Annotated in this window: 13 protein-coding genes and 1 pseudogene; 10 read left to right on the top strand and 4 right to left on the bottom strand. The window is 73.8% G+C overall.

Annotation, left to right across the window (positions count from 1 at the left end; translation table 11 throughout):
• Window positions 1-106 precede the first annotated feature (106 nt).
• Together ACWDEN_RS06490 and ACWDEN_RS06495 are read right to left on the bottom strand one after the other, a co-directional pair.
• On the bottom strand, window positions 107-1,333 hold the full coding sequence (locus ACWDEN_RS06490) for a serine/threonine-protein kinase (protein WP_450857601.1): 1,227 nt from the start codon (window positions 1,331-1,333) through the stop codon (window positions 107-109).
• Window positions 1,334-1,477: 144 nt separating this feature from the next.
• On the bottom strand, window positions 1,478-3,169 hold the full coding sequence (locus ACWDEN_RS06495; protein WP_450857603.1) for a protein kinase domain-containing protein: 1,692 nt from the start codon (window positions 3,167-3,169) through the stop codon (window positions 1,478-1,480).
• Window positions 3,170-3,550: 381 nt separating this feature from the next.
• Here ACWDEN_RS06495 and ACWDEN_RS06500 point away from each other — a divergent pair, with 381 nt between their 5' ends.
• The 7 genes from ACWDEN_RS06500 to ACWDEN_RS06530 all read left to right on the top strand — a co-directional run bounded on the left by ACWDEN_RS06500 (window position 3,551) and on the right by ACWDEN_RS06530 (window position 17,782).
• Window positions 3,551-7,072 carry an FtsK/SpoIIIE domain-containing protein gene (locus tag ACWDEN_RS06500; RefSeq protein ID WP_450857605.1) on the top strand — a complete coding sequence of 1,174 codons (3,522 nt, stop codon included), beginning with the start codon at window positions 3,551-3,553 and terminating at the stop codon, window positions 7,070-7,072.
• 182 nt (window positions 7,073-7,254) lie between these two features.
• Entirely contained in the window at window positions 7,255-8,640 is a 1,386-nt protein-coding gene (locus tag ACWDEN_RS06505) for an ABC transporter substrate-binding protein (RefSeq protein ID WP_450857607.1), read from the top strand.
• Between the two features lie 73 nt (window positions 8,641-8,713).
• Window positions 8,714-9,994, top strand: coding sequence for a carbohydrate ABC transporter permease (locus ACWDEN_RS06510; RefSeq protein WP_351615731.1), 1,281 nt, complete (start codon window positions 8,714-8,716; stop codon window positions 9,992-9,994).
• Window positions 9,991-10,830 carry a carbohydrate ABC transporter permease gene (locus tag ACWDEN_RS06515; RefSeq protein WP_351615728.1) on the top strand — a complete coding sequence of 280 codons (840 nt, stop codon included), beginning with the start codon at window positions 9,991-9,993 and terminating at the stop codon, window positions 10,828-10,830. The genes ACWDEN_RS06510 and ACWDEN_RS06515 overlap by 4 nt, the downstream gene beginning before the upstream one ends.
• A gap of 157 nt (window positions 10,831-10,987) precedes the next feature.
• Window positions 10,988-13,216, top strand: a complete 2,229-nt coding sequence (locus tag ACWDEN_RS06520; RefSeq protein ID WP_450857609.1) for a bifunctional glycosyltransferase/CDP-glycerol:glycerophosphate glycerophosphotransferase — start codon at window positions 10,988-10,990, stop codon at window positions 13,214-13,216.
• Window positions 13,217-13,355: 139 nt separating this feature from the next.
• Window positions 13,356-15,566, top strand: a complete 2,211-nt coding sequence (locus ACWDEN_RS06525; protein WP_450857611.1) for a CDP-glycerol glycerophosphotransferase family protein — start codon at window positions 13,356-13,358, stop codon at window positions 15,564-15,566.
• Between the two features lie 5 nt (window positions 15,567-15,571).
• The gene (locus tag ACWDEN_RS06530) at window positions 15,572-17,782 is read left to right on the top strand and encodes a bifunctional glycosyltransferase/CDP-glycerol:glycerophosphate glycerophosphotransferase (protein WP_450857613.1); all 2,211 of its coding nucleotides are present in this window, start codon (window positions 15,572-15,574) and stop codon (window positions 17,780-17,782) included.
• A 58-nt stretch (window positions 17,783-17,840) separates the two neighbouring features.
• Here ACWDEN_RS06530 and ACWDEN_RS06535 read toward each other — a convergent pair whose 3' ends face one another.
• Window positions 17,841-18,254, bottom strand: coding sequence for an organic hydroperoxide resistance protein (locus ACWDEN_RS06535; protein ID WP_351615717.1), 414 nt, complete (start codon window positions 18,252-18,254; stop codon window positions 17,841-17,843).
• Window positions 18,255-18,378: 124 nt separating this feature from the next.
• Between ACWDEN_RS06535 and ACWDEN_RS06540 the strand changes: the two genes are divergently transcribed.
• Complete coding sequence (locus ACWDEN_RS06540) at window positions 18,379-18,945, top strand: MarR family winged helix-turn-helix transcriptional regulator (protein WP_450857615.1); 567 nt, start codon at window positions 18,379-18,381, stop codon at window positions 18,943-18,945.
• 889 nt (window positions 18,946-19,834) lie between these two features.
• Here the strand turns inward: ACWDEN_RS06540 and ACWDEN_RS06545 are convergent.
• Window positions 19,835-20,353, bottom strand: a pseudogene (locus ACWDEN_RS06545) (glycosyltransferase family 39 protein); the annotation flags it as partial.
• A 176-nt stretch (window positions 20,354-20,529) separates the two neighbouring features.
• Here ACWDEN_RS06545 and ACWDEN_RS06550 point away from each other — a divergent pair.
• The gene (locus tag ACWDEN_RS06550) at window positions 20,530-21,807 is read left to right on the top strand and encodes a glycosyltransferase family 87 protein (protein ID WP_351615713.1); all 1,278 of its coding nucleotides are present in this window, start codon (window positions 20,530-20,532) and stop codon (window positions 21,805-21,807) included.
• 42 nt (window positions 21,808-21,849) lie between these two features.
• Window positions 21,850-23,541, top strand: a complete 1,692-nt coding sequence (locus tag ACWDEN_RS06555) for a glycosyltransferase family 2 protein (protein ID WP_450857618.1) — start codon at window positions 21,850-21,852, stop codon at window positions 23,539-23,541.
• The last annotated feature ends 25 nt before the right edge of the window (window positions 23,542-23,566 follow it).

The following is a 23,566-nucleotide window of genomic DNA, read 5'->3' on the forward strand; positions in this document are numbered from 1 at the left end:
TTCGCCCGCCCACCAGCCGTCTCGGCCGGCCGGGAGGACACCGTCCCGGGCGACCGAGCCGCGAGGCGCCGCAGGGGCCCCTTCCCGGCCGGCCGGGCCGGGTGGGTCACGGGGTCGACGTGCTGTGCGTGTTGCGCGGCGCGTCCGAGCCCCCGTCGGCGGAGGCCAGCCACGCGCCGACGCCCACGACGGCCGCCAGCACCACCCCGGCCACCCCCAGAGTCACCCGGCGCCGCCGCACCGCGGCCTTGTGCCGGGCCGACCCCGGCCGGGGCGCGCCGGGGGCCCGGGGAACGCGAGCGGTCCCGTGCGCGCCGCCCGCCAGCTCGTCCGGCCCCGGCACCCTCATCGACGTGTGCGTGTCCCGGTTGGAGTCCGGCTTGGCCCCGGGGACGAGGGAGACCGCCCCCCGCCGTCGTACCGGCTCGTCCCCCTGCGGAGCCGACGGCGCGGGCTCGTCCACGGCCTCCTCGGAGAGCTCCGGCTCGTCCACGTCCAGCGGCGGCATCCCGGCCAGCGTCGGCAGCTGCTCCCGCAGCCGCGCCGCCAGCTCGGAGGCGCGCAGCCGGGACGCCGGCGCCTTGGCCAGGCACTGCACGATCAGCTGCCACAGCTCCTCCGGGATGCCGGGGAGAGGTACGACGGTCTCCGTGACGTGCCTGCGCAGCACCGCCCCCGGATGCCCCCCGCCGAACGGCGTGAACCCGGCCAGCAGCTCGTACAGGACCGTCGCCAGGGCGTAGATGTCCACGGACGCGCGCGGCGGCAGGCCCTCGACGATCTCGGGGGCGAGGTAGTCCGGCGTACCGATGATCTTCGTGGCCCGCGTCCGCTTCGGCGTGTCGATCAGCTTGGCCACGCCGAAGTCGGTGAGCAGGGCGGGGTGGGCGCCGCCGGGTCCGAGTGGGCCCTGCATGTCGAGGAGCACGTTCTCGGGTTTGACGTCCCGGTGGACGACCCCGGCCGCGTGGGCCGCCGCCAGCGCGTCGGCGACGTCGGAGACGATCGCCACGGCCGCCTCGGGGGCGAGCCGCCGCTCGCGCTCCAGCCGGGTGCGCAGGTCGGTGCCGCGTACGAGGTCCATGACCAGGGCCAGGTCGTTGCCGTCGACGACCAGGTCGCGCACGGTGACGATGTGCGGGTGCTCCAGGCCGAGCAGCGCGGTGCGCTCCTGGACGAAGCGTCCGACGAGCTCCTGGTCGGAGGCGAGGTCCTCGCGCAGCAGCTTGACGGCGACGGGGCCCTCCGGCCCCTCGCCCAGCCACACCGTGCCGGCGCTGCCCCGCCCCAGGATCTGGTTCGCGGTGTACCGGCTGCCGATCTTCCGTGCCAAGACTGCTCCTACAGACGCGCGTTGTCGCGTGGTGTCGTTAAAACTACGCGTCCGACGAGCCAACCTTCACCGCGGAGACGGAAATCACCCGTCAGATGTCGACAAATCCGCAAACTCGCGGTCAGTTACCGTGAGTACACGGGGTCAGTTGCCGCCGCCCGAAGAGCCGCCCAGGTCCTTGACCCACTTGCTGACCTGACCGGCCCAGTGGCTCACCTCGTGCCAGTAGCTGCGACCCTGGCCGATCCACGTGTGCAGCGGGGTCAGCTCATAGATCAGCCAGCTCGCCACGACCAGGATGACGATCGTGAACAGGCAGCCCTTCAGGCAGCCGAGACCCGGGATCTTCATCGGGTTGGCACTGCGCTGCCGGGGCGCCCGGGGCTCGCGGGCGGGCCGCTGCGGCTCCGGCGCGGGCGGCGCGTACCGCTGCGGCTGCTGCGGCGGGGCGTACTGCTGAGGCTGCTGGGCCTGCTGGGGCGCATAGCCGTACCCCTGCTGGTACCCCTGCTGCCGACCGCGCGGCTGCGGCTGCTGGGGGCGGCCCTGCGGGGCCTGGCGCGGCTGCTGCCCGGGCCGGGCGACCTGCCGCTGCGGCCGGTGGTACAGCGGGTCGTCCTCCGGGGACAGGAACTGCTGGACCTGCGTCTGCTCGTTGCGGTCGCGGGCCGCGCGCAGCTGGGTCTGCCAGGGGTGCGGCTGCTCGGGCTGCGGACCCTGCGGGCCGGTGTTCGGCAGCACCGCCGTCGGGTCCGCTGCGCCCGTGTTCGGCAGTACGGCGGTGGGGTCGGCGGCGCCGACGGGGCCGCCGGTGTGCGGCAGCACGCTCGTCGCAGCGTTCGGGTCGTACGCGCCCCGGGGGCCGGTGTTCGGCAGCACCTGGGTGGGGTCGGCGGCGCCGGGCACGCCCGGCACGGCGGTCGGGGCCGGGTCGGGGGCCAGCAGCGCGCCCACCCCCTCGGCGGCGGCGATCTGCGCGGCGTTCGCGTGCACCCCGATGCCCTCGGCGACGACCCTGAGGCCGCGCGCCAGGTTCTCGGCGCTGGGCCGTTCGTCGGGGTTCTTGCGCAGGCAGCGCTCTATGACCGTCCACAGCGGGTCGGGGACGGTGGAGGGGCGGCGCGGCTCGGCGCTCAGGTGCTGGTGCAGCACCTCCAGCGCGGTGCTGCCGGCGAACGGCGGGTGGCCGGTGACCAGCTCGTACAGCAGGATGCCGGCGCCGTAGATGTCCACGGCGGAGGTCTGCGGGCGGCCCTCGGCGGACTCCGGTGCCACGTACGCGGGCGTGCCGACGAACTCCTGGGTGCGGGTAAGGCCCGGGGAGTCGGCGAGGCGGGCGATGCCGAAGTCGGTCAGCATCGGGTGCAGCCGGCCGTCGTTCTGCTGGAGCAGCACGTTGGCGGGCTTCAGGTCGCGGTGGACGACGCCGTCGGCGTGGCTCGCGGCGAGCGCGTCGGCGATCTGCGCGGTCATCAGTGCGGCGGCGACCGGCGTGAAGGGGCCGTTCTCGCGCAGGTGGCGGTGCAGGTCGGGGCCGTCGACGAGGTCCATGACCAGCGCCAGCAGATCGCCCTCGACGACCAGGTCGCGGACCCGGACGACGTTGGGGTGGGTGAGGCGGAGCAGCACGGACCGCTCGCGCAGGAAGCGCATCACGATGTCCGGGTCGCTCGCCAGCTCCTCCTTGAGGACCTTGATGGCGACCGTCTCGCCGGGCTGCCCGGCCACGGCCGCCTCGGCGCCCGCGGTCTCGCGCTGGCGGGCACGCCAGACGGTGCCTGTGGCGCCGCGTCCGAGCGGCTCCTCAAGCAGGTACTTGCTGCCGACTGGCCGCACGTCACGCGCTCCCTGCTGCTTGCTGATGCTTGCTTGCCTGCATTCCGGTTGTCGTTCCGGTTGTCGTCCGGTGGTCATTCCGGTTGTCCGACCCACTGTAGTGCCGCCGTTGCGGGCACCACGTGTCGACGGAAAGACGCGCGTCCCGGTCTCCTGGTTGCCGGGACCGGACGTGACCGATCTCAAGTGATCGCGGGTACGGCACTGGTCAGGCACTTTTGGGGGCAGAGCCGACCAATCAAGATCACTTGTCACCGGGTCCGGGGCGCGTTGTCGGTGGCAGGTGCGAGGATGCCTTCCAGTACTGGCCGACGTGCTCGTGTGTGGGGTGGGGGGAAGTCCGTCCCGCGCAGACCCGCGCAGAAGGGACCGCTGACGCCGATGCAGATCCGGCTGACCGTCGTAGACCCGCTGGGCCCGTCCCCGCAGCGGGGCCGCGCCGCGAGCCGCGACGTGCTGGTCACGGCGCCCACGGGCACGGACCTGGCCGCGGTCGCGTCGGCGCTGGCCGGGGCGGTCACCGGGGAGGGCCGCGAGGCCGCCAACTCCTCCGTCGTGCTCTACGCCGGCACCGAGCGGCTGGATCCGCGCCGCTGCACCCTCGGCGAGCCTCCGCTGGTCGACGGCGCCGTGCTGTCCCTGGGCGCCCCGGCGGCCGCCGAGCCGCATCCCGAGCTCGACGACGCGCCGACCCAGCTGCATGTCGTCGCGGGCCCGGACGCGGGCGGGGTCCATCTGCTGCACGGCGGCCGGATCACCGTGGGCCGCTCGGCCGAGGCGGACGTGCCGCTGGACGACCCCGACGTGTCCCGGCTGCACTGCGCGGTCACCGTCGGGGCGGACGGTCGCGTGTCCGTGGCCGACCTCGGCTCCACGAACGGTACGGCGCTGGACGGGGCGCGGGTGGGCGAGCGTCCGGTGCGGGTCCCGGCCGGGGGCCTGCTGCGGATCGGGGAGTCGGCGCTGCGGGTTGCTCCGTCCGGGGGGCTCGCCGCGCGGGCGCGGACCGTCTGCGACGGTGAGGGATGCCTTCGGGTCGTCCGGGACGCGCTGCCGGGTGCGGGGGCGTCGTCTTCGGGTGCGGGTGGCCCTGGCGGGGGTGCCGGGGAACCTGTGCGAACGGTTCAGCACGGCTATGGCTCTGCCGGCTGGGGAACCTCCGGCAGTGGCGGCCAGGAGCACCGGCGGGGGAACCCGGCCGTGGTGCCGGAGCAGGCCGGGGCACCGTGGGTCGAACAGCGAAGCGGTGACGCGGCCGGCGGGGACACCCACGCGGGTCGCCTCGGCGTCGGCGGCACGGGCGAGGAGCCGCTGGACAGTGGCCGCGACGGCACTCCTGTTCAAGGCATCGACGTCCCGCAGGGCGCCCGGCGGCGTGGCCTCGGCGCCTGGGCGCGCCGCCTGGCCGGCGGGCGCGGCGAACAGTCCACCGGTCCCGAGGCGTACGACGGCACGAGCGCCCGGGCCGGCGCCGGCCCGGCGGTCACCGCGCCGCAGCAGCCCGAGACCTGGCCGGATCCCGCCGCACTGTTGCTGACGGCACTCGGCCCGGGGCCCCGGCTGTGGGAGCGCGGGCCCGGTCATCCCGAGACGCTGACCGTGCGGCTCGGCACGGCGGACCGGAGCGCTCCGGACGGCTCCGGCGTGGTGCCCGCGGTGCCCGTGACGGCGGCACTGCGCGAGGCGGGCGCGCTGGGCCTGGCCGGACCGCGCCCCCGGCTGTCCGGGCTGACCCGCGCGGTGCTGGCCCAGCTGGCCGCGCTGCACTCCCCCGACCTGCTGGAGATCGTGCTGATCAGCGCCGACCGCTCCCGTCCCGTGGAGGAGCGCACGGCCGAGTGGTCCTGGCTGGGCTGGCTCCCGCATGTCCGACCGGGCCACGGCCAGGACTGCCGGCTGCTGCTGGCCTACGACCGCGAGCAGGCGGCGGCCCGCACGGAGGAACTCCTGCGCCGGGTCGACGACCACGCGACGACCGGCCGAACCGCGGCCCACCCCACCCGGGTCCCGGCACCGGGTATCGCGCCGGGCGCCCCGACGCACAGCGAGCCCACCGCCACACCCACGCCCGACTCCCCCACGGGCATGCCGGTGGGGGGCATCCCCGCCGAGGCCTCCGGGGCCCAGGCCCTTGCCACCGGCGGGTGGGACACCCCCGCCCAGGAGGGGCTTTCCAGCCACCCCGGCACCCCCACCGCCCCCGGCGCATCCACCCGGGGGCCCGCTTTCGGCCACACCGGAGCCACCGCACACGCCACCCCTGCCGCGCCGAGCCGCACCCACCCGTCGGCCGCCCTCTCGGCCCCCACTCGCCGCCCCTCCTGGGCCAAGGAGGACGCCGAGGTCGGCGGGGTCGGCGGGGCTCCGGCTCTCCACACCGTCGTCGTCCTGGACGGAGACCCCGGTGGCGGCGCGCTGCGGGACGCGCTCGCGCGGCTGGCCGTGGCCGGGCCGCGGGCCGGGATCCATGTGGTGTGTCTCGCCGAGACCGAGCCCGCCTCGCCCGCCTCCCCCATGGCGCGGACGTACGAGGCCGCGTGCGCGGTGACGCCGACGTTCCGGCACTGCGGTGCCGTGGCGCTGCTCGGCGGGGATGTCGCGACGGCGCTGCGGCTGCTGCGGGTGGCGCCGGGCGGACCCGTCGGACCGGGGACGCTCGCCGCCGTGGACGCCGTGTCCGTCGCCTGGGCGGAGCGGTTCGCCCGGGCGCTGGCGCCGCTGCGGCCGGACGGCCCGGCCGGCGCGCGGGACACGCGCGTGGCCGCGCCGTTGCCGCAGTCGGCGCGGCTGCTGGACGAGCTGGGGCTGGCCCGGGCCACCCCGGCGTCACTGATGGCGCGCTGGGCCGACGCGGCCGACGACACCCAGGCGCTGGGCGGCCGGGCGCGGGCGGTGCTCGGTGCCGGGCCACGCGGGCCGCTCACCGCCGACCTGGTGACGGACGGACCGCATCTGCTGATCGAGGGGCCGGCCGGCAGCGGTCGCACGGAGTTGCTGCGGACCGTGGTGGCCTCGCTGGCCGCCGCCGAGCGGCCGGACCGGCTGGGCGTGGTGCTGATGGACGGCCGGGACGGCGTCGGGACGGGCGCGGCGCATGGCGAGGGCCTGCGGGTGTGCACCGACATACCGCATGTCACCACGCACCTGATCGCCAACGACCCGGTGCGGATGCGGGAGTTCGCCCAGTCGCTGACCGCCGAGCTGAAGCGGCGGGCGGAGCTGCTGGGCCGGACGGACTTCGCGCAGTGGCACGCGGGGCGTGAGGTGTCGGGCCGGATCGTCGCCCAGCGCACGCCGGCCCCCGCCACCGGTGACATAGACACGCCGCCCAGCTCCACCCTGCGGCTGCGGCCGGGGGCGGCCGCGCGGCAACGGGCCGAGGCCTCGCCGCCGCTGCCACGGCTCGTGGTCGTCGTGGACGACCTGGACGCGCTGGTCTCGCCCCCGCTCGGCTCGCCGGGCAGGCCCGCCGCCGGTTCGGTGATGCGCGCGCTGGAGGCGGTGGCCCGGGAGGGCGAGCGGCTCGGGGTGCACCTGGTGGCGGCGGCCGGGACCGGCGGTCGTACGGCGGAGACGGAGCCCGCGCGGCGGGCGGCCCTGCGGGTCGTGCTGGACGCTCCCCAGCAGGGGCCGGACGAACCGGCACCGGGGCGCGGCCGGCTGGCGCACGCGGACGGGCGGGTCGTCGGCTTCCAGGGCGGCCGGGTGACGGGCCGTATCCCGCGTACCGCGACCCAGCGGCCCACGGTGGTCCCGCTGGACTGGCAGCGCATGGGCGACCCCCCGGCCCGCCGGCCGGTGCGGGAGCTGGGCAACGGCCCCACCGACCTGGCCCTGCTGGCGAGCGCGGTGGAGCGGGCGGCCCGGGAGGTCTCGGCGGCCGAGGTGCCGTCCCTGCTGTAGCCGAAGAGACTGTTGTAACGAAGAAGGACGCATACACCCCCGGTCACGAGCCGGTCACGATGCGCGGCTGGACACCGCAGGCGCTCTTGCCGCCCTCCAGCGGCCCGGCGTAGACCGGACCGCACGGCACAGTCTTCTTGACGTTCATTCACGTTCAACGGAGAACGACGAACGGGGAAGTGATGCGCAGCAAGAGCAGCACCATCCGGACACGCAGGACCGTCACCGCACTCGCCGCGCTGCTCGCGGGGGCCCTCACCCTGAGCGCCTGCTCCAGCAGTGACAACCACAAGAAGAGCGGCGGCGGCGACAGCGGCAGCGCCGCCCCGAGCGGCTCGACCGTCAGCCTGCCGAAGCTGAACGGCGCGAACCTGGAGATCGCCGCCGTCTGGACGGGTCAGGAGCAGAAGAACTTCAAGCTGGTCCTGGCCGAGTTCGAGAAGCGCACCGGCGCGAAGGTCACGTTCGTGCCGGCCCAGGACCCGATCATCAACTTCGTCGGTTCGAAGATCGCGGGTGGCCAGCCCCCGGACGTGGCGATGCTGCCGCAGCCCGGCGCCATCAAGCAGGCCGTGCAGCGGGGCTGGGCGAAGCCGCTCGGCCCGGACGCCCTGAACGAGCTGCAGAAGAACTACTCGCAGGGCTGGCAGGACATCGGCAAGGTCGGCGGCAAGCAGTACGGCATGTACTACAAGGCCGCCAACAAGTCGCTGATCTGGTACAACGCCAAGGTCTTCGCGAACGCGGGCGCGAAGGAACCGAAGACCTGGCAGGACCTGCTCACCACCACACGGGCGGTGTACGACTCCGGTGTCACGCCGTTCTCGGTGGCCGGGGCGGACGGCTGGACGCTGACGGACTGGTTCGAGAACGTCTATCTGTCCCAGGCGGGCCCGCAGAAGTACGACGAGCTCGCCCAGCACAAGATCAAGTGGACGGATCCCTCGGTCAGGCAGGCGCTGACGACGCTCGCGCAGATCTGGGGCAAGAAGGACTACCTCGCGGGCGGCCAGGACGGCGCGCTGCAGACGGAGTTCCCGGCCTCGGTCACCCAGACCTTCACCGGCGGCGACCAGCCGAAGTCCGCGATGGTCTACGAGGCCGACTTCGTGCAGGTCAACATCGGTGAGACCAAGGCGAAGGTGGGCACGGACGCCAAGGTGTTCCCGTTCCCGACGGTCGGCTCCACCGCGCCGGTGGTCTCCGGCGGTGACGCGGCGGTGATCCTGAAGGACTCCAAGGCGGCGCAGGCCCTGGTCACCTTCCTCGCCTCGCCGGACGCGGCGACGATCCAGGCGAAGCTCGGCGGCTATCTGTCGCCGAACAAGAACGTGCCGGTCTCGGCGTACCCGAACCCGGTGCAGCAGAAGATCGCCAAGGCGCTGATCGCGTCCGGCGACGACTTCCGCTTCGACATGTCCGACCAGGCCCCGCAGGCCTTCGGCGGCACCCCCGGCAAGGGTGAGTGGAAGGACCTGCAGGACTTCCTGAAGAACCCGGCGGACGTGGCGGGCACCCAGGCGAAGCTGGAGAAGGACGCGGCGGCCGCGTACGGAAGCGGGAGCTGAGCCGGCGATGGCGTCGGCGGCAGCGGCGGCCGGGGCCCCACCGGGTCCCGCCGCACCCCGCAGTCGTAGGAGCGTGACCGGCACCCGGAGGACGGTGGCAGCGCTGTTCCTGCTGCCCGCCCTGGTGCTGCTCGGCGCCCTCGTGGTCTACCCGATCGGGTACTCCGTCATCCGCAGCTTCTACAACGCCTCCGGGGACGGATTCTCCGGCGTCGACAACTACCGGACGCTCTTCACCGACGACGGCATCCGCACCGCCCTGAAGAACAACGTCATCTGGGTGGTGTTCGCGCCCACGGTCTCCACCGCGCTCGGTCTGGTCTTCGCGGTGCTGACCGAACGGGTGCGCTGGGGAACGGCGTTCAAGCTGGTCGTCTTCATGCCGATGGCGATCTCGATGCTGGCGGCCGGGATCATCTTCCGGCTGGTGTACGACCAGGATCCGCACAAGGGGGTCGCGAACGCGGTGTGGGTGGGTGTCCACGACACCTTCGCGCAGTCCTCGGCGTTCCCGAAGGCCCACCCGGGCCGCGAGTCGCCGCTCGTGGCCCAGGGGGGCGGCTTCATCACCAAGGCCCCGGTGCGTGCCGGGCAGCCGGTCGCCCTTCCCCTCGTCGGTGTCGCCCCGGACCAGATGCCGGACAGCGCGAAGAAGGCCGTGGCCGCCAGGCCGGAGCCGGGCAGGATCACCGGCACGACCTGGCAGGACTTCACGCGCGGCAAGGGCGTGGGACGGCTCGGCACGCCCGACCCGTCCGAGCTGGGCTACGCCGGGATGCGGATCGAGGCGGTGAAGGACGGCAAGGTGGTCGCCTCCACCAAGGCCGCCGGCGACGGCACCTTCACGCTGCCCGCCTCCGCCGACGGAGCCCGGCTGCGGCTGCCGGCGGGCAACTTCAAGGAGCCGTACAACGGCGTCGAGTGGCTCGGCCCGGCCCTGGTCACCCCGGCGATCATCGGGGCGTACGTGTGGATGTGGGCGGGCTTCGCGATGGTGCTGATCGCGGCCGGGCTCGCGGGTGTGCCCCGGGAGCTGCTGGAGGCCGCGCGGGTGGACGGCGCCAACGAGTGGCAGGTGTTCCGCAAGGTCACCGTGCCGCTGCTCGCGCCGGTCCTCGCGGTCGTCACCGTCACGCTGATGATCAACGTGCTGAAGGTGTTCGACCTCGTCTACATCATCGCGCCGGGCTCCTCCCAGGACGACGCCAACGTGCTCGCCCTGGAGCTGTACCGCAGGGGCTTCGCGGAAAACCAGCCGGGCGTCGCGAGCGCGATCGCGGTGCTGCTGCTGGTGCTGGTGATCCCGGTGATGGCGTTCAACATCCGCCGGCTGAGGCGGGAGGTGCGGCGATGACCTGGCTGCTGGAGAAGATCAACGGTGGTCTGGTCCGTGTGTTCCTGATCGTCGTGGGCCTGTTCTGGCTGGTGCCGACGATCGGGCTGCTCGCCTCCTCCCTGCGCTCGCCGGAGGACATGAGCGCGAGCGGCTGGTGGAAGGTGTTCACCAAACCGTCCCAACTCACCTTCGCCAGCTACCAGAAGCTGCTGCAGAACGGCGACATCACCCACTCCCTGTGGAACACCGTGCTGATCACCGTCCCGGCGACGGTCCTGGTCGTCGCGGTCGGCTCCCTCGCGGGTTACGCGTTCGCGTGGATGGAGTTCCCGGGCCGGGACTGGTGGTTCCTGGGCGTGGTGAGCCTGCTGGTGGTGCCCGTGCAGGTGGCGCTGATCCCGATCGCCGAACTGTTCGGCAGGCTCGGGCTGTTCGGGAGCATCCTCGGCGTGATCCTGTTCCACACCGGCTTCGGTCTGCCGTTCGCGGTGTTCCTGCTGCGGAACTTCTTCGCGGAGATCCCGCGCGAGCTGCTGGAGGCGGCCCGGCTGGACGGCGCCGGCGAACTGCGGCTCTTCGCAAGGGTGGTGCTGCCGCTCGGCGGGCCGGCGATCGCGAGCCTCGCCATCTTCCAGTTCCTGTGGGTGTGGAACGACATGCTGGTCGCGCTGGTGTTCACCAAGTCGGGCACCCAGCCGATCACGGTCGCGCTGCAGACGCAGGTCAGGCAGTTCGGCAACAACATCGACGTGCTGGCACCCGGCGCGTTCATCTCCATGGTGATCCCGCTGGCCGTGTTCTTCGCGTTCCAGCGGCAGTTCGTGTCGGGGGTGATGGCGGGCGCGGTCAAGTAGCCGCACGACGGTCACTTCCGGGAGGGCGGGTCGCAAGGGGCCCGCCCTCTCCCGTTCACCCGGCGTCCCCCACATGCCGTACGAACCGTAACCAATTCACCCCATCGGCCGTTTCCGGTCAGAACCCCCGCGTCGGCCGACGACCCATGGATGCCCCTTGCCCAGGTTCAGTGTCATTGTTCCCGCGTACGAGGTCCAGGCGTATCTCTCCGAGTGCCTGGACTCGGTGCTCTCGCAGTCGTATCCCGATCTGGAACTGATCGCCGTGGACGACTGCTCACCGGATGCCTGCGGGGCGATCATCGACGAGTACGCGGCCCGGGACGCGCGGGTGCGGCCCGTGCACCTGGCCCGGAACCAGGGGCTCGGGCGGGCCCGGAACGCGGGGATGGCCGAGGCCACCGGCGACTACCTGGTCTTCCTGGACAGCGACGACACGCTCACCCCGGACGCGCTGCGCTCGATCGCCGACCGGATCAAGGAGTCCGGGGAGCCGGACGTCCTGGTGTACGACTACGCGCGCACGTACTGGGACGGCCGGGAGGTGCGCAACCAGCTGTCCGCCCCGCTCGCCGAGCAGGGCCCGGCGCCGTTCCGCCTGGAGGACCGGCCGGGGCTGCTCAGGGTGCTGATGGTGGCCTGGAACAAGGCGTACCGGCGGGAGTTCGTCGAGAGCCACGGCTTCGCCTTCCCGCCGGGCTACTACGAGGACACCCCCTGGACCTTCCCGGTGCTGATGACGGCGGAGTCGATCGCCACCCTGGACCGGGTGTGCGTGCACTACCGGCAGCGCCGGCAGGGCAACATCCTCGGCACCACGAGCCGCAGGCACTTCGATCTGTTCGAGCAGTACGACCGGGTGTTCGCCTACGTCGCCGAGCATCCCGAACTCGCCCGCTGGCGGCCCGAGTTGTTCCGCCGGATGATCGACCACTACGCGACGGTGTTCACCAAGCGGGACCGGCTGCCGCGCGGCAGCCACGGCGAGTTCCTGCGCCGGGCGCGCGCCCACTACCGCCGCTACCGCGTCCCCGGCACCCGGATGCGCCGCCGGAACATCCTGGTCCGCTTCGGTCTGCACCGCACGTTCCGCGTGTTCCGGCTGGTCTCGGCGGTGCGCCGGCGCACGTTCAAGGCGGCGGTGAAGCTGGCCCGCGCCCTGCGGACGGGGGTGCTGCGGCTGCACTACCGGATCCAGCTGCGGCTGCCCGTCCGCGCCGACCGGGCGGTGTTCACCTCCGGTGCGGGCCGGGGCCACGGCGGCGACCCGGGCGCCCTGGAGGAGGCGTTCCGCACCCACGTCCCGCACATCCGCACCGCCTGGATCGCCCGCGCCGAGCACCAGCACACGGTCCCGCCCGGCCCGCGCCGGCTGCGGCCCGGCACCGCCGCCTGCTGGACGGCGCTGGCCCGCGCCAAGTACCTGGTCACCGACGACGTCCTGGACCCGGGCCTGCGCAAGCGGCCCGGGCAGATCCTGGTGCACACCGGGCAGGGCACACCGCTGGGGCACACGGGCCTGGACCTCCAGGAGCGCCCGGCGGCGGCCCGCGGCACCGACTTCGCCCGGCTGCTGCGCGGCGTCGACCAGTGGGACCTCGTCCTGTCCGGCAACCGGCACTCCACCCTGACCTGGGAGCGGGTCCTCCCGGGCCGGTACCGCACGCTGGAGTACGGGGCGCCGCGCAACGACGTCCTCCAGCGGGCGACCTCGGCGGACGTGGCCCGGCTGCGCGAGGCGCTGGGCATCCCCCAGGACGCGGTCGCGGTCCTGTACGCGCCCGCCCACCGGGACTACCTGCGCACCCAGCGCCCCCTGCTGGACCTGGAGCGGATCCTGCGCCGCCTCGGCCCGCGCTTCGTGATCCTGGCCCGTACCCACGGCGACCGGTGCCCCAAGGGACCCCGGATCATCGACGTCGGCGACCACCCGAACGTGCAGTCGCTGTGTCTGGCCTCGGACGTCCTGCTCACCGACTACTCGTCGATCATGTTCGACTACGCCAACCTGGACCGGCCGATCGTGGTGCACACCGGCGACTGGGAGGCGTACCGGGCGGCCCGTGGGACCTACTTCGACCTGCGCGCCTTCCCTCCGGGCGCGGTCGCGCGCACCGAGGACGAGCTGATCGACATCTTCGCGAGCGGGCACTGGCGCGGCTCGCGCTCGGCCCAGCTGCGGGCGGCGTTCCGGCAGCGGTTCTGCCCGTACGACGACGGACGCGCCGCCGAGCGGGTCGTACGGCATGTGGTGCTGGGCGGGACGGGGCTGCCGCGGGTGGTGCCGCTGGAGGAGCGCAAGCCGGTGCCGTCGGCCTGTGCGTGCTCTCCGCTGGCCACCGTGCCGCAACCTGCCGGTTCCCTCCCCGTCACCGGGATGCGCTGAACGGCGTTGGTTCCTCCGGGAGTTCCCGTGCCCCTCGGCTCGACGCGGCCCACCCCGAGCCGGCCGTCCACCTGGCGTCCGGCGGGGCGGCCCGGTCGCGTGGCAGGACACGCGTCCGCAAGACACCAGAAAGAGCAGAATGCCCCGATTCAGCATCATCGTCCCCTCGCACGGGGTCGCCGCCCGGCTGTCCCAGGCGCTGGACTCGGTTCTCGGCCAGTCGTCCGGCGATCTGCAGCTGATCCCGGTCTGCGACGCCTCCGACTCCCCGGCCGCCGCCGTGGCCGCCGGATACGCGGAGCGGGACTCCCGGGTGACCCCGGTCCACTCGCCGCCGTCCGCCGGGCTGAGCGGGGCGCGCAATGCGGGGATCCGGGCGGCGACCGGCGCGTATGTGCTGTTCCTCGACGGCGACGACCTGCTGCTGCCGGGCGCGCTCACCGCGCTGGACGCCCGGCTGACCGAGATCGCCGGCGTGGACGTGCTCTACGTCGAGCACGAGCGCGCCCCCTGGTGGGAGGGCGAGCCCACCAACCCGGCCCAGCCGCTGCTCGCCGGGGCCCCGAAGGGCGCCTTCGCCCCCGCCGACCTGCCGGAGCTGACCGGCGTACAGCTCCCGGCCTGGAGCGCGGTCTACCGCCGCGACTTCCTCACCGAGCACGAACTCGCCTTTCCCGACAGCCACTTCACCGACCTGGGCTGGGGCGGGCTGACCACGCTCGCGGCCGGGCGGATCGCGGTGCTGCGCCGGGTTGTCGTACGGCACCGGCTGCGCCGGCAGGGCAGCAGGCTGAACCTGCCGGGGCCGCACCAGCACGACGTGCTCGACCAGGTGGACCTGGTGCTGACCCGGGCCGCCGAGCGCGCGCTGCCCGCCGAGCGGATCCGGCCGCTGTTCGAGCAGCTGTTCACCCAGGTGCTGAAGACCGCGTCCCGGCCCGAGCGGCTGCCGTCCGGGCACCGGGCCTTCTTCCGCCGCGCCACCCGTCTCTACCGGACCCACCGGCCGGCCGGTTTCCGGGCGCCCGGCGGCAGCCTGGGCGTGCAGCACCGGCTGCTGGCGACCGGGGCGTACAGCGCGTTCCGGGCGCTGCGCGGCGCCAACCGGATCGCCGCGAACACCGCGGAGAGCCTGCCGCGCACCCGCGTGCTGCGCACCCGGCTGCGCTACGCCCGCGAGCTGCGCCGCCCGCTCGATGACAACCTGGCCGTGTACTGCGCCTACTGGGGCCGGGGCTACGCCTGCAACCCGGCCGCGATCCACGCCAAGGCCCGCGAACTCGCCCCGCACATCCGCTCGGTGTTCCTGGTCGAGGCCGACCAGGCGCACGCGATGCCCGAGGACGTGGAGTACGCGGTGATCGGCTCCCGCCGCTACTGGGAGGTGCTGGCCCGGGCGAAGTACCTGATCAACAACGCCAACTTCGCCGAGGGGATCGTCAAGCGCTCCGGCAGCGTGCACCTGCAGACCCAGCACGGCACCCCGCTGAAGACGATGGGCGTGGACCAGTCGCCGTACCCGGTGGTGGCCGCCCGGTCGGGCAGTTTCACCCGGCTGCTGGGCCGGGTGGACCGCTGGGACTTCAACCTCTCCGCCAACCGCCACTCCACCCAGATGTGGGAGCGCGCCTACCCCGGTTCCTGGGAGGCGCTGGAGTACGGCTATCCGCGCAACGACGTCTACTGCACGGCGACCGCCGAGGACGTGGCCCGCGTCCGGCGGGAGCTGGGCGTCCCCGAGGGCGCGACGGCCGTCCTGTACGCCCCCACCCACCGCGACCACCACACCGGCTTCGAGCCCGGCCTGGACCTGGAGGCGTTCTGCGAGGCGGCCGGCGAGGACGTGGTCGTGCTCCTGCGCGCCCACTACTTCTACGACCGGGGAGCCGCGAAGAGCTCCGGCCGGATCAGCCGCGTCATCGACGTCACCGCGCACCGCTCCTCCGAGGACGTGTGCCTGGCGGCGGACGCGCTGGTCACCGACTACTCGTCGATCATGTTCGACTACGCCAACCTGGACCGGCCGATCGTCGTGTACGCCGACGACTGGGACGTCTACCGGGAGACGCGGGGCGTCTACTTCGACCTGATGGCCGAGCCGCCGGGGCCGGTCGCGCGGACCCCGGAGGAGCTGGCCGCCGTCTTTGCCGACGGCTTCTACGCGGGCGAGGAGGCCACGGCCCTGCGGACCGCGTTCCGTGAGCGGTTCTGCGAGTTCGACGACGGCCTGGCCGCCGAACGCGTCGTACGGCGGGTGCTGCTCGGCGAGCCGCCGGAGGCGATCCCGCCGGTGATCCCGCTCCCGGAACGCGTCCCCGCCCCCGCCGCCGCGACCCTCGTGAGGAGCTGACCGCCGTGCCCCGCTTCAGCCTGATCGTGCCCTGTTTCAAGGTGCAGGGCTTTCTCCGCGAGTGCCTGGACTCCGTGCTGCTGCAGTCCTTCGGCGACTTCGAGCTGATCGCCGTGGACGACCGCTCCCCGGACGGCTGCGGCGCGATCCTCGACGAGTACGCCGAGCGCGACCCGCGCGTGAAGGTGCTGCACCTGCCGGAGAACGTGGGCCTCGGCCGGGCCCGCAACGCCGGGATGCCGCACGCCACCGGCGACTACCTGTTCTTCCTGGACAGCGACGACACCCTCACCCCGGGCGCGCTGCGGGCGATCGCCGACCGGCTGGCGGAGGCCGGGGACCCGGACGTGCTGGTCTTCGACTACGCGCGCACCTACTGGTGGGGCGGCACCCGGCGCAACGCCCTCGCCGAGATCCTCGCCGAGGCCGGCCCGGGCACCTTCGCCGTGGACGAGTTCCCGCGGATCCTGGACCTGCTGATGGTGGTGTGGAACAAGGTCTACCGGCGCGAGTTCGTGGAGGCGGAGGGCTTCGCGTTCCCGCCCGGCTACTACGAGGACACGCCCTGGACCTTCCCGGTCATGCTCAGCGCCCGGCGGATCGCCGCGCTGGACCGGATCTGCCTGAACTACCGGCAGCGCCGGCAGGGCAACATCCTGTCCACGACCAGCCGCAGGCACTTCGACATCCACGACCAGTACGAGCGGGTCTTCGCGTTCGTCGAGCAGCACCCCCGGCTCGCGCACTGGCGGCCGTATCTGCACCGCAGGATGGGCGAGCACTGCCTGGACATCCTGGCCAAGCCGGACCGGCTGCCGCCCGCCGACAGGGCCGAGTTCTTCCGGCGCACGCGGGAGGTCCTCCGGCGTCACAAGCCGGCGCAGGGCGCCCCGGCCGACGGCGGGGCCGGCCTGCTGGAGGGCTCCTGGACGGCGTACCGGATCAGGCGGCAGGCGGCGCGGGCCGGGCAGGAGGCGGCGCAGCGGGCCGGTGTGGTCCGTGGCGCGGTGGCCGCCCGGGCCCGCTCCGGCTGGGCGGCCGTGCACGCGCTCCGCCCGCTGGACCCGCACCTGGTCGTCTACTCGGCGTCCTCGCACCGGGGCATGCTCGGCGACCCGGCCGCCGTGTACGCCAAGGCCCGCCAGATCGCCCCGCAGCTGCGCGGGGTGTGGGTGGTGAGGGACGAGGAGACCGCCGACCTGCTGCCGCCGGAGGTGGAGCACGTGATCATGGGCTCCCGGCGCTGTCTGGAGGTCACCGCGCGGGCGGCGTTCTTCGTCAACGACGTCAACTGGCCCGGCGCCCTGGCCAAGCGGCCCGGCAGCGTGCACATCCACACCCACCAGGGGACCCCGCTGAAGTACATGGGCGCCGACCTGCTGGACAAGCCGGGCGCCCGGCTCGGCTTCGACGTGCCGCAGATGCTGCGCCGGGCCGACCGCTGGGACTACAGCCTGGTCGCCAACCGCCACTCCGAGCTGGTGTGGGAGCGGGCCTACCCCTGCCACTTCACCTCGCTGCGCACCGGCAGCCCGCGCAACGACGTGCTGGTGAACGGCGCCGACAGCGGCTTCCGGCAGCGGTACGGCATCCCGGAGACGGACACGGTCGTGCTGTACGCGCCGACCCGCCGGGACTACCGCCGCAGCGGGCACGTGGACCGGATCGACCTCGCCCGGTTCGCGGCGGACCTCGGCGCGGGGCACACCCTGGTGGTCCGGCTGCACCCGTCGCTGGCGACCGGTCCGGCGCGGGGCATGGGTCTGGCCGAGCTCGCCCGGCGCGGCATCGTGGTCGACGCGACCGACGAACCGCGCGTGGAGGACGTCCTGCTCGCGGCGGACGTGCTGGTCACGGACTACTCGGCCGTGATGTTCGACTACGCCAACCTGGACCGGCCGATCGTGGTGCACGCCGACGACTGGCCCGCGTACCGCGCGAGCCGGGGCGCCTACTTCGACATCACCGCCGAGCCGCCGGGCCATGTCGCGGGCTCCTACCGGGAGCTGGCCCGGCTGTTCGCCTCGGGCTCCTGGCGGGACGAGGAGTCGGCGCGGCTGCGGGCGGAGTTCCGCCAGCGGTTCTGCGAGTTCGACGACGGCCGGGCCGCCGAGCGCGTCGTCCGGACGCTGCTGCTGGGCGAGCCGATGACCGGTCCGGGCGCGGCCCGGATCCCGGGCCAGGCGGCCGGACGGGACGCGCTGGCGCCGGCGTAGGGGGCACGCGCGAGGGTGCCGGCCCGGGACCGGCGCCCTCGGACGTACCTCGGGGGGACTACTCGATGACGAGGTCGACGTCGATGTTGCCGCGGGTGGCGTTGGAGTAGGGGCAGACCTGGTGGGCGGTCTCGACCAGCTTGCGGCCGGTCTCCTCGTCCACGGTGTCGGGCAGCTCGACGCGCAGCGTCACCTTCAGCCCGAAGCCCTCGCCCTGCTTGCCGATGCCGACCTCGGCGGTGACCGCCGCGTCGCTGACGTCGACCTTGGCCTGCCGGCCGACGAGGCCGAGCGCGCTGCCGAAGCAGGCGGCGTAACCGGCGGCGAAGAGCTGCTCGGGGTTGGTGCCCTGGCCGTTGCCGCCCAGCTCCACCGGCGGGGCGAGCTGGAGGTCGATCCTGCCGTCGGAGGAGACGGCGCGACCGTCACGGCCGTGGGTGGCGGTGGCGACTGCGGTGTAGAGCGCGTCCATGGGGACCCGTCCTCTCGGTTCGATGCGGTGTCCGTTGCGGGGTTGCCGCGGGCTTGCGAGCACAAGTAGAGCACACAATTAAGTTGTGCACAACTAAATGGCTTGCAAGAGCTACCCTGGAGCCATGACCGCCTCGCCCACCGCCGCCGACGCCGACTGGCTCCGCCTGGACCGCCAGATCTGCTTCTCCCTGCACGCCGCCTCCCGCGCCTTCAACGGCGTTTACCGGGTGATCCTCAAGGACCTCGGTCTCACCTATCCGCAGTACCTGGTGATGCTGGTGCTGTGGGAACAGGGCGACCTGCCCGTCAAGAAGCTCGGCGAGCATCTGCGGCTCGACTCGGGCACGCTGTCCCCGCTGGTCAAGCGGCTGGAAGGGGCTGGACTGGTGCACCGGGAGCGCAGCGCCGAGGACGAGCGCTCGGTGCGGGTCCGGCTCACCGAGGAGGGCGCGGCGCTGCGCGAGCGGGCCCTGGAGGTGCCGCGCCGCATCGCCCGGGCGACCGGCTTCGAGCTGGCGGAGATCACCGAGCTGCGCGAACGCCTCGACCGGCTCACGACCGCGCTGGACGCCGCTGCCGTGGCAGCGGGGCACGAGGAGAACCAGCCGACGCGGACGGGGAATTCACCGGGTCACGGACGTACAGCCGTACGGCCGTCCCGCCCCGCAGGACCACCTCCCGCCCGCTGAAGTCCCGCCGCAGCACGGCCAGTTTGGCCCGCTCGGTGCGGCTACGGGGGAGCCGGCGCCCGGCGAGCAGAGCCGGGTCCGCCACGACCCACACCCGGTCCAGCCGCTCCATCCGCCGCCGCACCCGGCGGGCCCCGGCCTCCCGCCCGTACAGCGTCCCCGACCCGGCGGCCCGCTCCGCCAACGCCACGTCCCGCGCGCCCCGGAACGCGCCCGGATAGGTCAGGGCCACGTTCCGCAGGTGCGCCGGCAGGAACAGCACGGCGTCACCGGGCGCCAGCTCCCGCGCCACCACCCGGGAGACGGCACCGAGATCGTCGGGCCGGGTGGCGGGGTCGCGGTCGGCGCGCAGGAGGGGGAGCTGGTGCAGGAAGGAGAGGGCGATCGCGAGGACGCCGGTGAGGGTGACGAGGGGGCTCCGCGCGACCGTGCGGGGCCGCGGCAGAGGGCGCCTTTCCGCCCGGCCGTCGCCGTGCGGGCACCCCACCACCCCGGCCACCCGCTCGGCCCCTGCCGCCACCAGCAGCGGCGCCCCGCCCAACGCGTAGAGCACATACCGGTCGACGAACAGCGGCGAGGCCTGGGAGGCCAGCATCAGCACCCCGGGCGGCACCACGGTCAACGGCAACGCCATCCCCGCGAGAGTGATTTCCCCCCGCCGCCCCACGACTCCCGCCAGCCCGGCCAGGGCGAGCAGGAGAGACACCCAGTACACAGCCGAGCTCGGCCCGAGAAACCCCCGCACCAGCCCCTCCGCCGTAGCCGCCGTGGGCCTCTGCAACCACGCCACCTGCGCCGCCTGGCTCCGCGACACGAGCACCATCGGCACCAGCGACACCACGACCGCACCCGCCGCACACCCCCACCCGCGCCACACCCGCCCCTCGACCCGGGCCAGCGCCAGCGACCCCGCGTGGGCGCACAGCAGCAGCACCGCGAACTCGTGCAGCCAGCAGGTGAGGCCGAGGACGGCGCCGTACGCCACCCACGAGCCCGCCCGGGAACCCCCCTGCACGGCCCGCACGAACAGCAGCGTCGCACCGGTGGCCCCGGCGGCCACCAGGGCGTAACTGCGGCCCTCCTGCGCATAGTGGCCGGCCATCGGTGCGACGGCGTACAGCAGCCCGGCCCACAGCCCGACGCGCGGCCGGACCAGCCGCGCGCCGAGCGCCGCCACCAGCCCGGCCGTCACCGCCGCCGCGCACACCGACGGCAGCCGCAGGACCACCTCGCCGGGGTGGACGGCGAGGACGGCGTGCACGAGGAGGTAGTACAGCCCGTGCACGGCGTCCACGTCGTGCAGCAGCAGCCAGATCTGCGGCACCGTACGCCGCCCGGCCTGGAAGCTGACGGCCTCGTCGCGCCACATCCCGTCCCGGTCCAGCCCCCAGAGCCCGACCGCGAGCATCACCAGCGCGGGCACTCCCACGGCGGTCCGGCGGCGGATCCGGGCCGACTGCGGTTTCACAGGAAACCCGACGTTCACCACGATGCGCCCGATCTTGTGCGATTAACGAACCTTTTTACGGTCATGACGGCGTATCGGCATGGATGCACCGTCCGCGGCGCTTAGGCTCCCATGCGATGAACCGTCTCCGTGCCAACTCCGGTCCGGTCCTCGGCGTCACCGCCCTCTGGCTGGCCACCCGTGCCCTGATGCTGTGGCTGCTCACCCACGACAGCACTCCGCTGCTCGGCGGGGGCACGGTGACCCGTGAGGTGTGGCGGCTGTACGCCGACTGGTACGGCGTCCTCGTGCACGGCTCGTTCCCGGCGCACGACACCCTGTGGCAGTACCCGCCGGGCGCCGGCGCGGTGCTGCTGGCGCCGCACCTGCTGCCGTGGCTGACGTACTTCCAGGCCTTCGTGCTGCTCACACTCGCCGTGGACGCCCTGGTCACGGCGGCGCTGACCCGCGCGGGCGGGCTTCCCGGGCGCAGCCTGCTCGGCGCGGCCCTGTGGACGGGCGGCCTGCCGCTGCTGCTGCACCTCCCGCTCGCCCGGTACGACGTCCAGGTCACCGCCCTCGCCGTGCTCTCCCTGCTGGCGGTGGGCCGCTCCCCGCGCGCGGGGAGGGTGTGCGGGGCACTGGGCGCGCTGGGGGCGCTGGTGAAGGTGTGGCCGGCGCTGGTGCTTCTGGGCACGCCCCGGGGCAGAGTGACGCGCCGGGCGTGGGGATGGGCGACGGCCGCCGGAGCCGCCGCGTTCGGTGTGCTCGCCGTGCTGTTCGCCCATCCCCTGTCGTTTCTGCGCGAGCAGGGCGGGCGGGGCGTGCAGATCGAGTCGCTCGGCGGTACGGCGCTCAACCTGGCGCGGCACGCCGGCTGGCCGGGCCGCTCGCGCTACCGGTACGGCGCCACCGAGCTGGTCGGCCCGCATGTGCGCGCCGTCGCCACCGCCTCCCTCGCGCTGACGGTGGTCGCCTTCGCGCTGCTGGTGCTGTGGCGGACGCGGGCACGGCGGTGGAGCGAGGCCACGCCGTTCGACGCGGCGCTGAGCGCGGTGCTGCTGTTCACGGTCACCAGCCGGGTGATCAGCCCGCAGTACATGATCTGGCTGCTCGGTCTCGCCGCGGTGTGCCTGACCTCGCGGCACACCAGCCAGCGGCCGGTGGCGGCACTGCTCCTGGCGGCGACCGCGCTGAGCACCCTGGCCTTCCCGACGCACTACGCCGAGGTGGTCGACGGCACCTGGACCGGCTGTCTGCTGATGCTGGCCCGCAACGGGATCCTGGCGGCCGCGTCCGTGCTGTCGTTCGTCCGCTTGTGGCGATCGACCGGTCCGGACGGGAAGAGCGTGCGAACCACGCAACCCCGGCTCGATTCCCACCGTCTTCCGGACCGGGCGCTAAGCGTCTCTTAACCGAGTATTACCGAAAATTTTTACGCTCCGCCGGTGGACCCGATGCGACCAGACCCGCCAGATAGGCCCGACACGACAGACCGGCCGGGCCGGTCCGGTACCGCTGAGCCGCCGCGCGCGGGGCAGGTCGGTGTGGTCGTCATCGGTTACAACGACCTTGCCCATGTGGGTGACGCCGTGCGTTCGGCGCTCGCGCAGGGGCCCGCGGTCGCCGAGGTCGTCGCCGTGGACGACTGCTCCACGGACGGCAGCGCCGAGCTGCTCGACCGGCTCGCCGCCGACGAGCCCCGGCTGCGGGTGGTGCGCCGGAGCGAGAACAGCGGCGGCTGCGGCAGCCCGCGCAACACCGGGATCGACGCGCTGACCACGCCGTACGTGATGTTCCTGGACAGCGACGACGTGCTGCCGCCCGGCGCGGTCGACGCGCTGCTGGCGGCGGCCACGGGGGCGCACGCCGAGGTCGCGAGCGGGCTGTGCGTGCGCCGGGAGCTGCCCTCGGGGCGCGAACAACCCTGGCAGGCGCCCCTCTACACGGCGCACACCGTTCTCGCGCGCCCCACGCAGCAGCCCCGCCTGGTCCACGACACGCTGTGCGTCAACAAGCTGTACCGCACCGACTTCCTCCGCGAGCAGCGCATCCGCTTCCCCGAGGGCCGCTTCCTCTACGAGGACATCGTCTTCACCGCGCGCGTACTGGCCGCCGACCCGCGCATCGCGGTCGTCCCGGACCTCGTGTACGTGTGGCATGTGCGCCGTGCCGCCGAGCAGCTGTCGCTCTCGCTGGACCGGGAGCACATCGACAACTGGAAGGCGCGCGTGGAGGCGTGCGCGCTGGCGTACGAGATCCTGCTGAGTGCCGGGCACAAGGAGCTGGCGCGGGCGGCGCGGGCCAAGTTCCTCGACCACGAGGTGCGCATGTACGCGCGCGAGCTGGGGTTGCGCGACGCGCACTACCAGCGTGCGTGGTGGGCGCACACCCGGGAGTGTCTCGCGCGCTACGACGCCACCGACTGGGAGCTGAACCCGGGCGCCCCGGGCCCGCTGATCGCGCGGGTCGTCCTGGAGTCGCCCGAGCCCCGCGACCTGCCCCGGCTGCGCGAGCTGGCCGCCCGCCCGGCGCGCCTGCTGCCCTCCTACGCCCGCACCCCCGACGGCGTGCCGGTCTGGTCCGCCGACCTCCCCCAGGTCACCCTCACACCGCTCCTGGCCCGCCCCACCGGCCTCCTCCCGCTCGCGGTCGACGCGGAACTGCTGCCACGCCCGCGTGCCTCGCTGCTCCGCCTGCGACTGCACGAGCTCTACGGCAGGCTGGCCGAGGCGGGCCCGCGCGAGGTGGACGTCGAGTGGCGGTCCCGGGACGACGACCGGACGCGGGGGCACACGACGGTCCGGCTCACGCCCTCCGGGGCGGGGACCGGCTCGGAGACCGGCGCGAAGGCCGGCGCGGACAGCTGGTCGGCCGCGCTGCCCGTCGACCTGGCCGGGCTCGGCGCCGGCACCTGGGACCTGCGGCTGACCGTACACTTCGCCGACGGCACCCGGCGGGAGGTGACCGCGCACGCCCTGACGGGCGCCGGCCGGCTGCGCCGGCGCGCCGTCCCGAGCGCGCGGCGCGGTGTGCTCCTGGTGCAGCCGTACACCACGCACTCCGGCGCGCTGGCCGTGCGTGTGGCGACCGGCGTGCGCGGGGTGATGCAGGTGGCGCGCAGCAGACTCCGCCGCCTGCTTCACTGAGACGCCCGCTGATTCACCGAGGCGC

It is taken from the genome of Streptomyces sp. NPDC001153, from assembly GCF_053598315.1.

What these genes read in the sequence shown, in the direction of transcription:
- ACWDEN_RS06500 (WP_450857605.1), top strand. Translation starts at nt 3,551, where the DNA reads ATGCAGATCCGGCTGACCGTCGTAGACCCGCTGGGCCCGTCCCCGCAG.
- ACWDEN_RS06505 (WP_450857607.1), top strand. Translation starts at nt 7,255, where the DNA reads ATGCGCAGCAAGAGCAGCACCATCCGGACACGCAGGACCGTCACCGCA.
- ACWDEN_RS06515 (WP_351615728.1), top strand. Translation starts at nt 9,991, where the DNA reads ATGACCTGGCTGCTGGAGAAGATCAACGGTGGTCTGGTCCGTGTGTTC.
- ACWDEN_RS06525 (WP_450857611.1), top strand. Translation starts at nt 13,356, where the DNA reads ATGCCCCGATTCAGCATCATCGTCCCCTCGCACGGGGTCGCCGCCCGG.
- ACWDEN_RS06535 (WP_351615717.1), bottom strand. Translation starts at nt 18,254, where the DNA reads ATGGACGCGCTCTACACCGCAGTCGCCACCGCCACCCACGGCCGTGAC.
- ACWDEN_RS06540 (WP_450857615.1), top strand. Translation starts at nt 18,379, where the DNA reads ATGACCGCCTCGCCCACCGCCGCCGACGCCGACTGGCTCCGCCTGGAC.
- ACWDEN_RS06550 (WP_351615713.1), top strand. Translation starts at nt 20,530, where the DNA reads ATGAACCGTCTCCGTGCCAACTCCGGTCCGGTCCTCGGCGTCACCGCC.
- ACWDEN_RS06555 (WP_450857618.1), top strand. Translation starts at nt 21,850, where the DNA reads ATGCGACCAGACCCGCCAGATAGGCCCGACACGACAGACCGGCCGGGC.